General features: G+C 36.7%; 15 protein-coding genes. 12 read left to right on the forward strand and 3 right to left on the reverse strand.

The window, feature by feature from the left end; translation table 11 throughout:
- Positions 1-239 precede the first annotated feature (239 nt).
- The 7 genes from DIT68_RS13950 (at position 240) to DIT68_RS13980 (ending at position 8,282) form a co-directional block, all read left to right on the forward strand.
- Positions 240-1,433, forward strand: coding sequence for a pyridoxal phosphate-dependent aminotransferase (locus tag DIT68_RS13950; RefSeq protein WP_109360434.1), 1,194 nt, complete (start codon positions 240-242; stop codon positions 1,431-1,433).
- Positions 1,433-2,425 carry a bifunctional heptose 7-phosphate kinase/heptose 1-phosphate adenyltransferase gene (locus DIT68_RS13955; RefSeq protein ID WP_109360435.1) on the forward strand — a complete coding sequence of 331 codons (993 nt, stop codon included), beginning with the start codon at positions 1,433-1,435 and terminating at the stop codon, positions 2,423-2,425. Before DIT68_RS13950 ends, DIT68_RS13955 begins: the two co-directional genes overlap by 1 nt.
- The gene (locus DIT68_RS13960; RefSeq protein WP_109360436.1) at positions 2,419-4,245 is read left to right on the forward strand and encodes a TrkH family potassium uptake protein; all 1,827 of its coding nucleotides are present in this window, start codon (positions 2,419-2,421) and stop codon (positions 4,243-4,245) included. The genes DIT68_RS13955 and DIT68_RS13960 overlap by 7 nt, the downstream gene beginning before the upstream one ends.
- Positions 4,246-4,247: 2 nt before the next feature.
- The gene (ubiE, locus tag DIT68_RS13965) at positions 4,248-4,982 is read left to right on the forward strand and encodes a bifunctional demethylmenaquinone methyltransferase/2-methoxy-6-polyprenyl-1,4-benzoquinol methylase UbiE (RefSeq protein ID WP_109360437.1); all 735 of its coding nucleotides are present in this window, start codon (positions 4,248-4,250) and stop codon (positions 4,980-4,982) included.
- Positions 4,983-5,132: 150 nt separating this feature from the next.
- A complete protein-coding gene (gene porT, locus DIT68_RS13970) occupies positions 5,133-5,858 on the forward strand; it encodes a type IX secretion/gliding motility protein PorT/SprT (RefSeq protein WP_109360438.1) in 726 nt (241 codons plus the stop codon).
- Positions 5,858-7,426 carry an NAD(P)/FAD-dependent oxidoreductase gene (locus DIT68_RS13975; protein WP_109360439.1) on the forward strand — a complete coding sequence of 523 codons (1,569 nt, stop codon included), beginning with the start codon at positions 5,858-5,860 and terminating at the stop codon, positions 7,424-7,426. The genes porT and DIT68_RS13975 overlap by 1 nt, the downstream gene beginning before the upstream one ends.
- Before the next feature lie 244 nt (positions 7,427-7,670).
- A complete protein-coding gene (locus tag DIT68_RS13980) occupies positions 7,671-8,282 on the forward strand; it encodes a class I SAM-dependent methyltransferase (protein ID WP_109360440.1) in 612 nt (203 codons plus the stop codon).
- Between the two features lie 274 nt (positions 8,283-8,556).
- Here the strand turns inward: DIT68_RS13980 and DIT68_RS13985 are convergent, their stop codons facing one another.
- Positions 8,557-9,291, reverse strand: a complete 735-nt coding sequence (locus tag DIT68_RS13985) for a TrmH family RNA methyltransferase (protein ID WP_109360441.1) — start codon at positions 9,289-9,291, stop codon at positions 8,557-8,559.
- Positions 9,292-9,429: 138 nt separating this feature from the next.
- On the opposite strand from DIT68_RS13985, the gene DIT68_RS13990 reads away from it, so the two are divergent.
- On the forward strand, positions 9,430-9,753 hold the full coding sequence (locus tag DIT68_RS13990) for a hypothetical protein (protein WP_109360442.1): 324 nt from the start codon (positions 9,430-9,432) through the stop codon (positions 9,751-9,753).
- A 178-nt stretch (positions 9,754-9,931) separates the two neighbouring features.
- On the opposite strand, the gene DIT68_RS13995 is transcribed toward DIT68_RS13990, so the two are convergent.
- Positions 9,932-10,768 (reverse strand): RICIN domain-containing protein, encoded by an 837-nt coding sequence (locus DIT68_RS13995; RefSeq protein WP_317133915.1) that lies wholly within the window; start codon positions 10,766-10,768, stop codon positions 9,932-9,934.
- 3 nt (positions 10,769-10,771) lie between these two features.
- Complete coding sequence (locus tag DIT68_RS14000) at positions 10,772-11,089, reverse strand: hypothetical protein (protein WP_109360444.1); 318 nt, start codon at positions 11,087-11,089, stop codon at positions 10,772-10,774.
- A gap of 502 nt (positions 11,090-11,591) precedes the next feature.
- Between DIT68_RS14000 and tamL the strand changes: the two genes are divergently transcribed.
- The 4 genes from tamL to DIT68_RS14020 all read left to right on the forward strand — a co-directional run bounded on the left by tamL (position 11,592) and on the right by DIT68_RS14020 (position 17,992).
- The gene (tamL, locus tag DIT68_RS14005; RefSeq protein WP_146194232.1) at positions 11,592-14,255 is read left to right on the forward strand and encodes a translocation and assembly module lipoprotein TamL; all 2,664 of its coding nucleotides are present in this window, start codon (positions 11,592-11,594) and stop codon (positions 14,253-14,255) included.
- A gap of 1,215 nt (positions 14,256-15,470) precedes the next feature.
- Complete coding sequence (locus tag DIT68_RS14010) at positions 15,471-16,088, forward strand: DUF4494 domain-containing protein (RefSeq protein WP_109360446.1); 618 nt, start codon at positions 15,471-15,473, stop codon at positions 16,086-16,088.
- 3 nt (positions 16,089-16,091) lie between these two features.
- Positions 16,092-16,751, forward strand: a complete 660-nt coding sequence (gene pdxH, locus DIT68_RS14015) for a pyridoxamine 5'-phosphate oxidase (RefSeq protein WP_109360447.1) — start codon at positions 16,092-16,094, stop codon at positions 16,749-16,751.
- On the forward strand, positions 16,724-17,992 hold the full coding sequence (locus DIT68_RS14020) for a M16 family metallopeptidase (protein ID WP_109360448.1): 1,269 nt from the start codon (positions 16,724-16,726) through the stop codon (positions 17,990-17,992). Before pdxH ends, DIT68_RS14020 begins: the two co-directional genes overlap by 28 nt.
- Positions 17,993-18,031: the final 39 nt, after the last annotated feature.

Below are 18,031 nucleotides of genomic sequence, written 5' to 3' on the forward strand. Positions count from 1 at the left end.
GGGATAACTGCTGCTGCGAGATAGTGTATAACTGCTGCTACGAGTCAAAATCTCGCAGCAACAGTAGAAACGGTTCAAAACCAAAAAAGAGTTACCGCAAGATTTTATCTTTTGGTAACTCTTTTTTGATCCCCCTCCAAACCTACAACAAAATTTACTTTCAATCATTCTTTTCGCAAACCAAAGGAAAAGCCTAAAAAAATTTTAAATTTGTCTAATTAAACCAATAAATAATTTTAATGTTAGAGTTATCAGATCGTTTGTTAGCCATGGAGGAATCCGCAACATTGGCAATGTCTCGTAAAAGCCGTGAGCTAAAAAGTCAAGGGCTAGATATTATCTCATTAAGTTTGGGAGAACCCGATTTTAACACGCCAGACTTTGTAAAAGAAGCTGCTGTTGAAGCGATGGAGCAGAACTATACAACCTATACACCTGTTCCTGGTTATGATGAATTGCGTCAGGCCATTGCGGATAAATTTAAACGTGATAATGGATTGCATTATGATTTAGATCAGATTGTCGTTTCTACAGGAGCTAAACAATCTATCGCAAATCTAATGATGAGTTTAGTTAACCCTGGAGATGAGGTGTTAATACCGGCTCCTTATTGGGTTTCTTACATTGAAATTGTAAAAGTTGCAGGTGGTGTTCCAGTAATTGTAGAATCCTCTATCGATACCGACTTTAAAGTGACGGGAGCAGCCATTAAGGCAAAGATTACAGATAAAACCAAAGCAATAATTTTCTCCTCTCCATGTAATCCGACGGGTTCTGTTTACTCGAAAGAAGAACTGAAAGATATTGCCAGAGCATTTGCTGACCATAAAGATATTACTATCATTTCTGATGAAATTTATGAGCACATTAATTTTGTTGGAAACCATGAAAGTATAGCTCAATTTGAGGAGGTGTATGACCAAACTGTAACCATTAACGGAATGTCAAAAGCTTGGGCGATGACAGGATGGAGAATAGGATATATTGGCGCACCAAAAGCTATAGCAGCAGCGTGTAACAAAATGCAAGGGCAATTTACAAGTGGTGCAAATTCTATAGCTCAACGGGCTTCAATTGCAGCCTTGAAAAAAGACCCTTCCTATTTGAAGGAAATGTTAGCCGCTTTTAAAAGCCGAAGAACTTTGGTTTTAAATGCACTAAAATCCATAGATGGAGTGGAGGTAAATGAACCAGAAGGTGCCTTTTATTTCTTTCCAGATGTATCTAGCTTTTTCGGGAAATCTTATGACGGAAAGGAAATGAAAGATGCTAACGATTTAGCAATGTACTTGTTGGAAGAGGCTTTGGTAGCTGTTGTTACGGGAGATGCCTTTGGAGATCCAAACTGTATGCGTATTTCTTATGCAACTGATGAAAAAACGCTAACCGAAGCAATGGGTCGCATTAAAACAGCTTTACAAAAATTAAAGTAATGACACTGGAAACGCTTTTCGAAGATTTCAAGACGAAAAAAATTATTGTGCTAGGGGATGTGATGATTGATGCATATCTTACTGGTCGAGTGGATCGTGTGAGTCCTGAAGCACCAGTTCCTATCGTAAATTTCTCTAAGAGAGAAGAGCGTTTGGGAGGAGCAGCAAATGTAGCCCTGAATTTAATCAGTTTAGGTGCTCAGGTGACGATGAGTACAGTTATTGGTCAAGATAAAGAAGCAGAAACAATGCTTCAACTTTTAGAAGAGCAAGCCATTTCTACCTCAGGAATTATTCGTTCGAAAGAGCGCCAAACCACGGTGAAAACCCGCGTAATTGGAAACCACCAACAATTGTTGCGCGTAGATCAAGAGCAAACCAATGATATTTCCACATCTGAGGAAAATGCATTACTGTCTGACTTAGAAAATTTATTGAAATCTGGGTGTGATGCTTTAATTTTCCAAGATTATAATAAAGGAGTGCTGACCGCATCTTTGATTGAAAAAGTGATTGACTTAACAAAACAATATAATGTTTTAACAACGGTTGACCCCAAACTAAAAAACTTTTTGGCCTATAAAGAAGTTACTTTGTTTAAGCCAAATTTAAAAGAGCTCAGTGAAGGAGTTCAAATGAAAATAGATTTCGCAAAGGAACCAAAGCAGTTTGAAAGGGCGATTGAAAAATTAAAATCAATAGTTCAGCCAGACATTGTATTTGTGACATTAAGCGAACATGGAGTTTTTATTGAGAACAAAGAAAGCAAACACCACATTCTTGCGCACAAGAGAACAATATCCGACGTTTCTGGTGCAGGAGATACCGTAATTAGCGTTGCGACTTTGTGTTTGGCCGCTGGTGTAAAAATCGAAACACTAGCTGCTATGGCTAATTTGGCAGGTGGAATTGTATGCGAATACCGTGGCGTTGTGGCTATAAAAGCTCAAGAGTTATTTGACGAGGCTAAAAAACTAGGCATTAAATGTTAAACGATTTTAGAGAAAAGGTCAACTTAAGCCTGTACAACTCTAAAAATGCTGTACTTTCCCTATTCAGATGGTTGCACATCATTATAGCTTTGTCTATGATGGGGGTGCTCACCTATTATTATGGATTTCCGCAAACTGAAGAATCTCAAGAGTTCTTGATTCGAATCATAGAGTTTAGTTTTCTTTTTTACATTATTCGCTATTTTGTAAAGCTTATTTATGACTACAATCTTTTCCATTATATTCGGAGTAATTGGTTAGAAACCATTATTGTAGCATTACTTATTGTTGAAGGTGTTTCTTATAATTTGTTTGGAATAATTTTGGCTGCGCACTTTTTTGAATCTATTGGATTTGAGGGTTTTGCAGAATTTTCGAACTTAACAATCCAGTTGTTCTTTGTGGCGTATATCTTTATGGAGATCTTTAAGAAGCGCGATTTTAGACAATATTTTAAAATTCATCCGGGTTTACTTTTCACTTTATCGATTCTTGGAATTATTCTTATTGGAACCGGCATGTTAATGCTGCCAGAGATGACACAGGATAGTTATAACATCAGTTTTATTGACAGTCTGTTTATTTCTACTTCTTCAACCAGCGTAACTGGGCTAGCCACTATTGATATTGCCAATATTCTTACTTTCAAAGGACAAATTGTTGTTTTGTTTTTGATTCAGGTTGGCGCCTTGAACACCATAGCTTTTGCAGCGCTGTACCTTTTAATTGCCAAATTTGGAATTGGGATTAAACAACATGATGTAATTGAAGATTTCGTTAACAATACCTCCTTCCTGGATACGGAAACCATGTTCTATAAAATTGTGAAATGGACCTTGGCTATTGAGTTTTTAGGGTTTGTTTGTGTTTTTATTTTGCTAGAACCCGCAGGTATGTTTGCGGACACTTCAGATAGAATTTTTCATTCATTGTTCCACTCTATATCGAGTTTTTGTAACGCGGGTTTAACCACTATTCCGAATGGATTGATGAATGCTTTGGTCGTAGATAACTATTTACTGCATGGGGTAACCTTAGGTTTGTTCTTCTTAGGAGGATTTGGAATGATTTATTTGTTCGATATTTTCGGTGTTCAAAGTTTGAGAAAACGAATGAAATACCCTTGGAAAACTTTACGCTTTGATACCAAGATTACACTTTACACAACATTGTTTCTTTTAGTTTTAGGTGCTGCGGTATTCTATATATTTGAATATGATCGCAGTTTGGAAGGTAAGTCAGGTTTTGGCGCATTGATCACAACCCTCTTTCATTCCATGACTACAAGAAATGCAGGATTTAGCACAGTTGACATTTCTGCTTTAAGCTTGCCTGTTATTGTGTTTTTCTTGTTTTTAATGTTTGTTGGTGCCAGTTCGGGATCTTCTGGTGGTGGAATTCGGGTTTCTACCTTTGCAATTATGGTAAGTTCTGTTGTTTCCACAATAAAACGAAAGCCCCATGTTGAGCTTTTTAAGCGAACCATTGACAATGAATTGGTGTTAAAAGCATATTCTATCTTCGTATTTTTCGTAGTAGGTAACTTAATTGGTATTTTTGCACTTTTAGTAACCGAATACCAAGCGATAGAAGCGGGGAAATTCATGTTGATAGACATTATATTTGAACACGTTTCTGCAGCAAGTACAGTAGGATTGTCTACTGGAATTACTGCGGAATTGTCAGAGCCAGGGAAAATTGTGCTAATAATTGCAATGTTTGTTGGTCGTGTTGGAACATTAACGATAGCTTATTTGTTTGGTAAACAAGTAATGAGTAGAAGGTATAAATACCCGAAAGGGCACACAATGATTGGTTAGTTATGTCAGAAAAAAAAGTTGTAAAACCGTACAATAAATTAGATAAGTCTAAAAAGGAAGAGGTTGCTGAAATGTTTGATAATATATCAGCGAAGTATGATTTTTTGAATCACTTTATGTCCTTAGGAATTGATCATTTGTGGCGAAAGAAAGCTATTAATATGTTGAAATCCAGTAAGCCCAAAAAGATAATTGATTTGGCCACAGGAACGGGTGATTTCGCAATAGCGGCATTAAAATTAAATCCAGAGAAGGTAGTTGGTGTAGATATTTCCAATGGAATGCTGGATAAGGGCCGTGAAAAAATGAAGAAAAGAGGTAAGGAGAATATCGTATCCATGGTCTATGGAGATTCGGAAGATTTGCCTTTTAACGATAATGAATTTGACGCCTTAACAGTTGGGTTTGGGGTAAGAAACTATGAAAACCTTGAAAAAGGTTTAGCGGAAATGCTAAGGGTAATTAATGTAGGAGGAACAGCTGTAATTCTTGAGTTCTCTAAACCTAAGAAATTTCCAATTAAGCATCTTTTTGGGTTTTATTCAAAATATGTGATTCCTGTATTGGGAAAAACAATTTCAAAAGACAGTTCTGCCTACGAATATCTTCCTGAGTCAGTAGCTGCTTTCCCTGAAGGTCAGGATTTTTTAGACATCCTCAATAAAGTAGGGTATAAAAACACAAAAGCAAGATTAGTTTCTGGTGGAATTGCCACTATATATACAGGAACGAAATAAATAGAATGAATCAACGTTTGTTCATTACGGGGGACAAATCATTCAAAAGAAATTATTTTGAAATGAATTGTCCTTCTACATTTTAAATTACTTTACAAGTATGGCTTTCCAATTGCTTAGGCAGCAGAGAAGTCATTGTTGAAAAAATAAATGCTTAAAAAGATCATCTTCATATTGCTTGTTATTCTTTTGGGAATAAATAGTGGACTATCACAACGCAGTCCGCTCACTCAGAATTATAGAAAGTTTGATCGTAAAACCATCCACTTTGGTTTTATGTTGGGGGTAAACACTTCAGATCTTTCTACGCAATATAAGCCAAATATGCTTGAAGATTATGGAATGTATTCCATTACCAACAAAAGTCAGCCCGGCTTTCAATTGGGTTTGATTAGTTCTTTAAAGCTATGGACTCCTTTGTTGAGACTGCGTTTTGTTCCGTCTCTGTCATTTCAAGAAAGAATTTTAAATTATACATTTTATTCGGAAGATCCAGAGAAGGAGTTTGATGAGTACGAAGAGCGAATTGGTTCCACAAATCTCGACTTTCCTTTACTTTTAAAATTCAGAACAGCCCGATACAATAATTTTGCGGCTTACTTTGTTGGAGGCGCACAATACACGCTTGACTTGCAAACAAAGCAAGACAATTCACAGAAATTTGGAGATCCATTTATTAAATTATTTCGTGATGATTTCCAAGCTCAAGTTGGGGCGGGTGTAGATTTTTTCTTACCATTTTTTAAGTTTGGTATTGAAGTAAAATACTCTCATGGACTTAAAAATGCCCTGATTCAAGACAATACCCGCCTTTCAGAACCTATTGAGGCTTTGAGAAATAGAGTGTGGTGGATTTCACTAACATTTGAAGGATAATGGAAAACATGGTTCAAATTCAGATCTTGCCAGAGCAACTGCAAGATGAAAAGTATATTCTTAGTGCAGCCAACAAGAAAAATAAAGGAAACAAAGAGGATTTTCCCTTTTATTACATTCGTAAACGTTCAATTGACGCTCGAAAAAAGCCCGTAAAATATAATCTTCAAGTAGTTTTAACATCAGAGAAACAAGAGTTAACTGTTCCTCAGGTGAAGTACGGAAACGTTGCAAACGGTGAAGCAGTTCATATAATAGGAGCGGGGCCAGCAGGCTTGTTTGCCGCCCTTGAAGCTATAGAGTTAGGGTTAAAACCTATTGTTTACGAAAGAGGAAAAGATGTACGTGAACGAAGAAGAGACTTGGCGGCTATAAATAAAGAGCACATCGTAAACCCAGAATCTAATTACTGTTATGGAGAGGGAGGAGCAGGAACTTATTCCGACGGTAAATTATATACCCGTTCTAAAAAACGAGGAAATGTGCTGAAAGTGTTAGAATTGTTTGTTCAATTCGGTTCGCCTTATGACATTTTAGTGGACGCACACCCACACATCGGAACAAACAAATTGCCTGCGATTATTACAGCAATGAGAAATCAAATCATTGCTTCGGGTGGGGAGGTTCATTTCAATACAAAAGTGACTGATTTCTTAATTGAAGAAAACAAAATTCAAGGACTTGAGCTAAATCACGACAAGAAGGTAGAGACTCAGTATGTGATTCTGGCCACTGGACATTCTGCAAGAGACATTTTTGAATTGTTGAGAGGGAAGAATGTCAAAATGGAAGCCAAGGGTTTTGCACTGGGAGTTCGAATTGAGCATCCGCAAGAATTGATTGATAAAATTCAATATCATGGAAGGCTGAACGATGAATTTTTGCCGCCTTCCACTTATAGCTTGGTTACTCAAGTGAATGACACGGGGGTGTACTCCTTTTGTATGTGTCCTGGCGGAATAGTAGCGCCTTGTGCAACATCGCCTGGTGAAGTTGTAACCAATGGTTGGTCGCCTTCAAAAAGAAATAATCCCTATTCCAATTCAGGAATTGTAGTAGAAATTGATCCGAAGCGATTACCGAATTACGAGCCCAATAATCCATTTGTAGGTTTAGATTTTCAAGCTTCGGTGGAGAAAGCTTGTTGGGAAGCAGGTGGGAAAACACAAGCGGTTCCAGCGCAAAGAATGCTAGATTTTGTAAATAGAAAAGTTTCAAAAGACCTACCGAAAAGTAGTCATCAACCCGGAATGAAAAGTGTGGACTTAAACAAAGTTTTGCCGCATTTTATCGCCAATAATTTACGAAGAGCCTTTAAGGATTTTGGTAAGAAAATGGATGGATATTTAACCAATGATGCTGTTTTGATGGCTCCAGAATCTAGAACCTCTTCACCAATTTCTATCCCCAGAAATCCCGAAACTTTGCAACATGTTGAGATTTCAGGATTGTATCCGTGTGGAGAAGGTGCTGGATACGCAGGTGGAATTGCTTCTGCAGCCGTGGATGGTTTGAATTGTATTCAGGCGGTGGCGAGAATTATTGAAAGAAATTCCAAAAATAAATAACCCAAATCAAATTATAACGCCGTAGCAGGGACGATTTGTAAATCGTCCGTTTACAGTTATAATTCGGGTTATATGTAAATTGTCCGTTTCATTTTAATGTAGATCGAGGATTGTGAAATGAAGGGGTTAAAGCTTCTCCATTGGTGATGTGTGTTAAAGAAAATTCCAATTCTTCCTCAACTTTTGTTACATTGAAATCATTCGTTCAGTGCTATCTTTGTTTTTCATAAAATTAGAGAGAGAAATGGAAGAGTTTTGGAATGATCGTTATTCGGGCGTAGAGTTTGCCTATGGTGAAGAACCTAATGAATACTTTAGAGAACAATTGGCAAAAATTAAACCGGGCAGAATTTTATTGCCTGCCGACGGCGAAGGAAGAAATGGAGTTTGTGCAGCACGTCAAGGCTGGGAGGTTGAATCTTTTGATATCAGTAGTGAAGGAAAAAAGAAAGCAGAACAATTGGCGGCTAAACATAACTTAAGCATAAATTATCAGGTAGGTAGATTGGAAGATTTGAGTTATGAACCTGAGTCGTTTGATGCCATTGCTTTAATTTTTACACATTTTGATCCAAAGGTGAGGGCAGAATACCGCAAAGAATTTGTGAAATTATTAAAACCTGGTGGAATCATTATTTCTGAGACATTTAGTACAAACCATCTTGCCTACAATAAAGCCAATCCTAAGGTGGGGGGACCAAAAAATATTGAGTTTTTAACTTCCTTGAAACAAGTGAAAGAGGAATTTAAAGGAATTGAGATGGAGGAGCTCTATCCTGTTGAAGCGATCTTTGACGAAGGAACTTTTCACGTAGGAAAAGGTGAGGTTATTCGTTTTTTGGGACGAAAATTATAGAATAAAATGTTTGTATCTTTAGTTTGCGAAGGACTTTGTCGGTTCACTGATTAATCACATGCTAAATTAAACTTAAAGATATTGAATTTTAGATCGTCTTACAAAACATGTTGAGCTAGCTGAAATACTGATGTTTGACTATCCGTCTATGTGCCCGCTTGAAGACCTTAAAAAAGCCCACAAACCTGAGTTAATTTCCATCAGGTTTGTGGGCTTTTGTTTTGTTCTTTTACACCATGAGCCATTGATTTTGACACTGAACTTTTGATTCCTTTTAGGTTGATTCGTTTCTAGGTCTTGAGAATTCTGAAAGAAAAACAGAAGTGGCCATCGCTACATTTAAAGATTCTCCCGCTCCAAATTTTGGAACTGTAACAGGATCTGTTATCAGAGAAAGCACATCCTCACTAATGCCATTTCCTTCGTTACCCATGACAAGGATTCCCTTTTTCTGAATTTCTTTTTGGTAAATATTTTCTCCTTCCAGCAGCGAACCATAAATTGGTAAATCGGTTTTTTCAAGCGCTTCTTTTAGCGCTAAGTATTCAATGTTTACATTGAAAATAGCGCCCATTGAAGCTTGCACTACTTTTGGATTGTAGCAATCTACGGTTTCTTTAGAGGCGATAATGTGCTGGACTCCAAACCATGAAGCCAAACGCATTATTGTACCCAGATTTCCAGGGTCTTGAATGGTGTCTAAAGCAATATAAAATGCTGGACGAGCGCCTACACTAGGCAAATAATTGCATATCGCCACTTGTTTTTGTGGATGTTTTAGCGTTGAGATTTGGCCAAGTGCCCTTTGATCTATTTCTTCAAATAAAACATGTTCTGGTAGCTTTCCATCGACTTTTTCAGTTCCATAAATTTGAACCAAACTTTCAGGAGCATATTGAATGGCTTCTGCAATCATTTTTGGTCCTTCAATAATAAACTGCCGACTGATATCACGAAATTTCTTTTTGTGTAGCGAGCGAATAAACTTGATTTGTTCTTTTGAGATCATAGTTGCGGGAAATTAATCTGACGTAAAAATAGAAATGTTTCAAGGTAATTGACAATTAACAATTGATAATTATCAAATGAGGTAAAGTTTTATCCGTTAACTCTGTTTTCCTTACATTTGGACTAAAAGAAATTGATTATGAAAAATGTGAAATTATTTACTTTGCTTACTTTATTGATGACAATTTTGAGTTTTCAAAGTTTGGCACAGAACATTTCCACCGTAATTATTTCTGCGGTTAATTACTCTGGAACAATAAGTATTCAGGTTGTAAAACCCGATTATACGGTAGGCGAAAAATTTTATGTTCGAAAAGATAAAAAAGTATTTTTCGTTGAAGTGAAAAAAATACTCGATTCATGGATCAATGAAGGCTTTACCATAACCCATACTGAATCTTACATACATCCTAGCACTTATAGCATCCATCATCATTATATTTTGAAGAAAGAGGAGGAGTAGATAATTATCAATTTTTACTAGGTGATAATTAGAATTTACTGATTGTTGAAAATATGGCCACTATTCATACATTGACGTTGATAGGAATGAAAAAACCATAGACCCACGAACATAAAATATTTACGTTTGTGAATCTAAGGTTAATGTGAAAATAATTAAATCTGATTTTATGCGATAATTATTTGCTCATCAATTTCTGGTTCCCACCAGGTATAAAAGTTTTACCAGTAGAGGAATTAATGAGATACCATTCTGTAGTTATTGCATTATGGTTGTCCCATAAATGTACAGGGTTGCCATTATTATTGTGTTTGTTGTCTTTTAAGCAAACAACTTTTCCACTTTTATGGAAGATTTTAAATCTGCCATTACCTAGGTGTTCTAAATAAAACTGTTGTGCCGCATTGTTTGTGTTGGTTTCCCAGCCGTGTATTGGCGTACCCTTATCTGTTTTTCCACCTTTGCAGTCCATTGCGATTCCTCTATATTGGTGTTCGCCTGATGTTATTGTGTAATATTCACTATTGTGACCTTTCTCAAAATGAAACTTTTTATTTGGGTTTGCATCTTTGTTCCAAATGGTCATCAAATTTCCTTTTCTGTACCAATCAGGGTTTTTTCCTGGGAATTGCAAATACCCATTGTCATTGCGTCCGTAGCTCATTCCCGATTGTATGTAATATACTCCCTCTGGCACTTTTACTCCCTTGAGCGCGGCTGCCTCGGTCGTTGCTGATTCGGTTGGTTTTATGGCTTTTTTTGTTGAAGCATCTAATAAATACCATTCGTTGTGCAAGCCTTCGTGATCATTCCAAACTTGTACATTTGTACCGTTTCCAGCACCTTGATTTTCAAGGTTTACAATTTTTCCTGATTTTGTGTAAATTTTAAAACGCCCGTTGCCGAGATGTTTAAACAGGAATTTCTGATTGTCTCCACCATTTTTCTCCCATATTCCAATGTTTTTTCCACCTGCAACATCGATTCTAGAAGTCGGTATATCAGCGATATAAATTTCCTACCAGCCTTGCTCATCCGTTTCTACAAGCGTAAATCTTTTTGTTAGCGCATTGTCTAAAGTCCAAACCCGAATGTTATCACCTTTTGCTGCCAATGAACCACCGCCAGGGTTTTCCCAACATCCACCAGCATTCCTGCCGTAGTGTACAGCTGATTGTATAATTAACTTTTTCCTGTTGGCAGCACAGCAGAGCTTGTTGGTTGTGCATCTGTTGTCATACTGATTCCCAAAAGCATGATCAGTACTGTTATTGATTTTAAAAAATTCTTTCTCATAATCACTTAATTTAACATTAATAAAATATTTATCATTCACCTACTCTTCACGATTTTCGAAACTCGTCTAGACTTTTGTTTATACAGGTTTATTAGAATTTGTCCTGCTTTTATTCCCCATTGCAACGGAGTTTATAGTTGTGCTGTATTGGTTTAGCGCAATTACACTTAACCTACCTGATTTCCTTCAGTGTAAACTTAACACTAACTTCTCTTAAATACTTGTGAAATTTGGTGATTTATAACGATTGTAACTATGATTTTTATCAGGTTTGCATATCTTAAACCGGCACAATTGAAACTAAAGATTCTAGGCGGAAACAGTGGCTAAAAAAGACAATTAAATCTCATTTTTCTTGGCTCATGTTATTGCTTGATTTTCTTCTTAAATGAAAATTCTTTATTTCTGTTTTCTTTACATTTTGACCTTTCATTATCTAATCAGCTTGTGGAATTAGGTTTAAAAAACAGAATTAGAGAATTATCAATTTTTAATTATCAATTGTCACATTATCACTAACTGATTCGTACTTTTGTCTGTTGTGAAGATATTTAAGCGCTATATTCTCCTTTCTGTGCTTTTCAGCATTATTGCGGCGTGCAATATTACTCGGAATGTTCCCGATGGCTATTACCTTTTGGTGAAGAATGTAGTTGAGATGCCGAAAGAGACAAGAATCAGTAAAAGCGAAGTGGAAAGCGTTATTCGGCAAAGACCAAACTACAAAACCCTTGGACTAAAGCTGAAATTACGTGCTTTTAACGCAATAGATTCTACAAAGACAGAAATTGATAGGAAAGAGCGTTATTTCAAGTTCCGTAAGAAAAACAGAAAGCGTATTTCCCGACAGGAAAAAATTAATGATAGACGCATAGCACGTGCTTTGAAGCGAGGAGAAGATTTCTATAAGCCAAAAGAAATTGATTTAAAAGATACTTTAGATCCCCGCCCTACAATCAGAGAAAGAATAAAATACGATTATGGAGAAGCACCGGTGATTTTTGACTCCTCATCAATGATTGTCTCCAAAGATCAGATTCAACTTCTTTTGCAGAAAAAAGGATATTTTAATGCTGAAGTAACTGCAGCGGTTAAACCTAAAGGAAAAAAGAAGTATGAGGTACATTATGATCTTACTCCAAAAGACTTACATTTTGTAGATTCTATTTTTTTAAGGACGCAAAATAGTGCGGTAAAAGCGACTTATGAAAAGTTTTTGAAGGAGGGGAAAGATGTATTGATTCCACCATTTCGTTTTGATTCTGAAGCATTAGCGAAGATGCGAAAATCTTTATCTGATTATATGAAGAACAACGCGCTGTATGGTTTTAAGGAGAGTTATGTTTCTTTTGAAGTAGACACCCTTAGGTCTGGCGATACCATCAAAATTGCAGTAGATATTTCTAAAAGAATAGTGGGGAAAGAGGAAACAGAGGCATTTAAGCCCTTCGCATATACCAAAGTTAGAAATGTACACTTTCATCTCATGGATACCTTAAATTATCCAGGGAATTTTCAGAAAGAACAACTGGAGCCAAGAGGTATTCAATTGGGACCTTATGACAATATCCCTACTTTCGACACGCTTGTTTATGATTGGTACGATGGACGCAACGCGCAATTTAGAACAGCTACCTTCTTTTATAATGGAAAACTAACTACGAGGGCAGAATTGATTGAGTTTCAAAACTATTTGGAGGAGACCAATTATTATAAAGGGGATTATTTGGGGCAATCTTATAACCGATTGATGAACCTCAATATATTTAAAACGGTAAAGCCGGAAATTATTGAAAATGAAGATAATAGTATTGATGTTCATTATTATCTTACCCCTCAAAAACAAAGAACTTTTAGTTTTGAACCAAAGGCTACTCACTCAAGCAGTTATTTAGGTATTTCAACCTCTTTAAATTATATAAATAGAAATTTATATCGATCGGGTAATCGTTTGAAAATTAGTTTCAGTGGTGGTTTTGAATCACAGCCAGATGTTTTCTCGACCAACGATGAATCTGCGGTTTTGAATGATGGAACTCGTAGTTTTAACTCTCTTGAGTTTGGTCCGTCGATAGAATTAGATATTCCACGATTGTATCCCTTAAAGTTGAAACGTTTATCTAAAAATCAGAATCCTACAACCACTTTTTCAGCAGTTTATAACTTTCAACAAAGATCTGAGTTTAAGCGTCAAACCGTTCAATTAAATTATTTGTGGAAATTTTTTGATATAGATAGAACTCAGGTTTTTACGGTAGGTATTCCTGTGATTGGTGGAATTCAATTTGTGAGGATTGATAAAACGGAAGGTTTTAAAAACCGATTAGAGCAGCAGAATGATTTATTTTTGATTAATGCCTACAGTAATCAAGCAATTTATAAAGATGCAGCTGTTACTTACAGTTTTACTAATCCAAAATTAAAAGAAGGTCGTATCACTTTTAATTATGGGTTTATTTTCGACATGGCCGGAATGACAATGAGCTTAATTACAAAAGATAAGCCTTCCAATGAAAATGGATTTAAAGAGTTTTTGGGTCAGCGTTATTCACAGTTTGTGCGCTTAGACAATGAGTTTAGACTGCACCATTATTTCAACAAGCAATCTATACATTATCGTTTGCAAGTTGGGGCGGGTGTACCACTAGAAAACAACGGGCCTAGTTTACCATTTGATTACAGTTTTTTTGGTGGTGGATCCAATGATAATAGAGGTTTTCGCGCAAGATCACTCGGTCCTGGGGTTTACAAATATTATTTGGATACCAGTAGAACAGTGACAGAAATGGGGGATATGCGCCTAGGGGCATCAGTCGAATACCGATTTAAGATTTCAAGTCTTTTTGAAGGAGCAATTTTTAGCGATGTAGGAAATGTTTGGACTTATAACGAGGATCCTAATCGTTCTGGAGGTCAGATTACTGCAGATTTTTATAAGCAATTAAGCGTTTCCGGTGGGATAGGTTTGCGATTAGACTTTACCTTTCTAATTGTTCGTTTAGATTTAGGTATTCCTTTGCGAAATCCAACCTTGCCCAAAAATGCGCAATGGATATTCCAAGATGATGCGCCATATATTCAGGAAGCTATTGATCAATGGGGAATAGATCCTGATACTGGGGATTACTATTACAAAAGTGATAAGGCAAATTTCCCGAATCCTTTTCAGCCACAGTTCCATATTGCTATTGGTTATCCTTTTTAGGGGGGAGGGTGAATTTTTTCCCGCGGATTTTCGTAGATTTCGGAGAATTTTTTGATTCGCTGGTGCTCAGGTTTTTTCCGTGGATTTTCGCAGATTTCGTAGATTTGTTTGGATTCGCTGGCGCTCATTTTTTTCCCGCAGATTTTCGCAGATTTCGCAGATTTGTTTTGATTCGTTTTGTCAATTTGTGGGTCGCTTCGCTCTCTTTCGCTTTCTCACTCTATTTTTTCTCCTGTAGATTTTCGTTGATTTTGTAGATCTGTTTTTGATTCGCTTGAGCTCATTTTTTTCCCGCAGATTTTCGCTGATTTCGCAGATTTATTTTGATTCGCTGGCGCTCAGGTTTCTCCCGTAGATTTTCGTGATTTCGCAGATTTTTTTGGGGGTTCTTGTTATGAAGTTGTGGGTCGCTCCGCTCTCATTCGCTTTCTCACTCTATTTTTTCTCCTGTAGATTTTCGTTGATTTTGTAGATCTGTTTTTGATTCGCTTGAGCTCATTTTTTTTCCGCAGATTTTCGCAGATTTCGCAGATTTGTTTTGATTCGTTTTGTCAATTTGTGGGTCGCTTCGCTCTCTTTCGCTTTCTCACTCTATTTTCTCTCCTGTAGATTTTCGTTGATTTTGTAGATCTGTTTTTGATTCGCTTGAGCTCATTTTTTTCCCGCAGATTTTCGCTGATTTCGCAGATTTATTTTGATTCGCTGGCGCTCAGGTTTCTCCCGTAGATTTTCGTGATTTCGCAGATTTTTTTGGGGGTTCTTGTTATGAAGTTGTGGGTCGCTCCGCTCTCATTCTTTTTCTCACTTTATTTTTCTCCTGCAGATTTTCGTTGATAATTCTGGGGATGTTTAACTTTTTTTGGTTTTCTGGCTGTTAGCTTTGAGGATTGGGCGGTTTTAAGAAGAGGTCTATTTCTTTCTTGGGTGAGGGGTAGAAGCGGCATCCTTTTTTTCTTTTAAAAAAAGATATAGCGGATGACCCGACGCAATGCTTCTTTTAATTTAGTGATCTGACTCTTGTTGAATGGATGTTTTGGAGAAGAAAAGAAGTATTGCGGCACCCCCAAAAAAAAGCTGTTTCGAAATAAATTGTTGTAAGTGTCTTTATAAGTAAGCTCATCGCAAAATTAGCCACAAAAATTTTCGATAAGAAGTCTAATTTGTGCTAACTTTGTTGGTCTTAAAATGAAGACATTAAAAAATTAAAATAGAGCTATGAATAATTGGTTTACGGTAAAGGTAAAATACACCAAACAGCTAGAGGACGGACGTTTGAAGCGTGTAACTGAGCCTTATTTGGTGGACTCTGTTTCATTCACTGATGCAGAAGCACGTATGTACGAGGAAATTGGACAGAGTGTAACTGGAGAATTTTTGATTACAGGTATTACGAAGACAGAATATGCGGATATTTTCTATTATGATGATTCTGACGACTGGTATAAATGTAAATTGACTTACGTTTCTGTTGATGGAGATGAAGGGAAAGAGAAAAAAGTGACCAATAATTTCCTTGTTACTGCAAGCAGTGTAAAGGAGGCTTACGAGAGAATTAAGGAGAGTTTAAGTGATATGACGGTTACTTTTGAGGTGCCATCAATCATGCTAACGCCAATTGTTGAGGTTTTGCCTTATAATCCAGATATGGACGTTGAGATAGGAAGAAGACCTCTTGAAGAGAGTGAAGTTTTAGAAAACTCAGTTTCCTCTAAACCGGATTACTCTGATGAAGAAGACGAAATACAGGATGAATATGAGTCATCAAATGAGGAGGAAATAGAGCCAGAAGAAGAGGAAGGAAATGAAGTTTCATTTAAGGACGAAACAAATTAAAAAATGAAAGAGTTTCTTGATATTTTACGTAACGACCACGCTGATTTTGATCAGGGGAAATTGGATGATAGATTAAAAAGTATTGATCCGATGAAGCTTTTTACAAAATGGTATCAAGAAGCTTTTGAAAAACAGTGTGTCTCTCCAAATTCTATGACAATTAGTACTGTAGGAAAGGATTTAATGCCTTCCTCTCGAATTGTTTATATGAAAGAGTTGATGGAAGAGGGACTCATCTTCTACACCAATTACGAAAGTAAAAAAGGGGAGGATTTAAAAGTAAACCCTCAAATTTCAGCCTTATTTTATTGGGATGAATTATCAAGACAAATTCGGGTGCAAGGTGTTGTCGAAAAAGCACCTGAGTTTATGTCTGATGATTACTTCGAATCGCGACCAAGACCTAGTAAATTAGGTGCTTGGGCTTCTCGTCAAAGCAATGTTATTGAAGATAGAGCTACACTTGATGAAGCGTATAAGGAAGTTGAAAAGCGTTTTGAAGGGCAAGAAGTTCCCCGTCCGCCTTTTTGGGGAGGTTACTTGATTAAGCCAATTTACATCGAGTTTTGGCAGGGCAGACCTAGTCGATTGCATGACAGAATTTGCTTTGAAAAAGACGATGTTGAAAGCACTGAATGGAAAGTAACTCGTCGAAATCCTTAATTCCTTCTATGAACGTAGAACCAACGATCTATCTGTTAGATAACGGAATGCGAGTTGTATATTTGCATGATCCATCCATTGTTGCCCATCTTGGAGTAACGGTTCGCGCTGGTTCAAGGTTTGAAGCGGAGAATGAAGAGGGCTTAGCCCATTTTCTAGAGCATTGCATTTTTAAAGGAACCAAAAATAGACGGGCTTTTCACGTCTTGTCTCGCCTAGATTCAGTTGGGGGAGAATTAAATGCTTATACAACTAAGGAGGAAATTTGTGTTTACAGCTCTTTTACTAAAGAGCATTTAAAACGTGCTTCTGACTTGTTGGCGGATATTCTATTCAATTCCACATTTCCAGAAAAGGAAATAGAGAAGGAAAAGGAAGTTGTTTTAGATGAAATTAATTCTTACTTGGACAGTCCTTCAGATAAAATTTTTGATGAGTTTGAATCGTATTTGTTCCCAGGTAATTCACTTGGCAATAACATTTTGGGAACAGTAGATTCTGTTCAGTCTTTTCAAAAATCGGACTTAGAGCGCTATGTAAAAAAGTTTTTTTACCCTGACAACATGGTAATTTCCTTTGTGGGGGATTTAAAACCAGAATTGATTCTTAAGCAGTTAAATAAAGATTTTGGACATTATACTCAGCATGAGGAGTTAAGTGAGCCTGTTGCCCCTAAACCACTTGTGCCTTTCAATATAATTGAAGCCGAGGCGAATTACCAGTCTCACATAATGGTTGGCGGAAGGGCTCCTGGTTATAACCATCCCAATCGACGCGTTTTCACGTTATTGATTAATATTTTGGGCGGTCCAGCTTTAAACTCAAGACTGGGGCTTTCTATCCGCGAGAAATATGGTTATACTTATAATATAGACGCCAGTTATACTCCTTTTGAAGAGGTGGGATACTGGAATGTTTATGCTGGAACAGATCCGAAATATCAAAAGAAAACGGTTCGGCTCATCAAAAAGGAAATTCAACGATTTATTGATGAGCCTTTAAGTGAAAATCAACTAAAAAAAGCAAAGCAACAAATGAAAGGTCATTTCGCCCTAGGGATGGATAGTAATGGCGGTGTAATGTTGAACTTTGGAAAAAGTTTATTGGTTTTTAATCAGATTGATACGCTTGCAGAAATTTATGAAGCTATTGACAGCATTACGCCAGAAGAGATTCAAGCGATTGCGAAAGAGTTTTTAAATCCTGATCAAATTTCAAGTTTAATCTTTAGTGTAAAGTAAGCTAGAGTAGAATAATTAACTTTTTTTGTTAACTTAATG

Origin of the sequence: Brumimicrobium oceani, from assembly GCF_003143775.1 — a bacterium.
GTDB classification, from domain to species: domain Bacteria; phylum Bacteroidota; class Bacteroidia; order Flavobacteriales_D; family Crocinitomicaceae; genus Brumimicrobium; species Brumimicrobium oceani.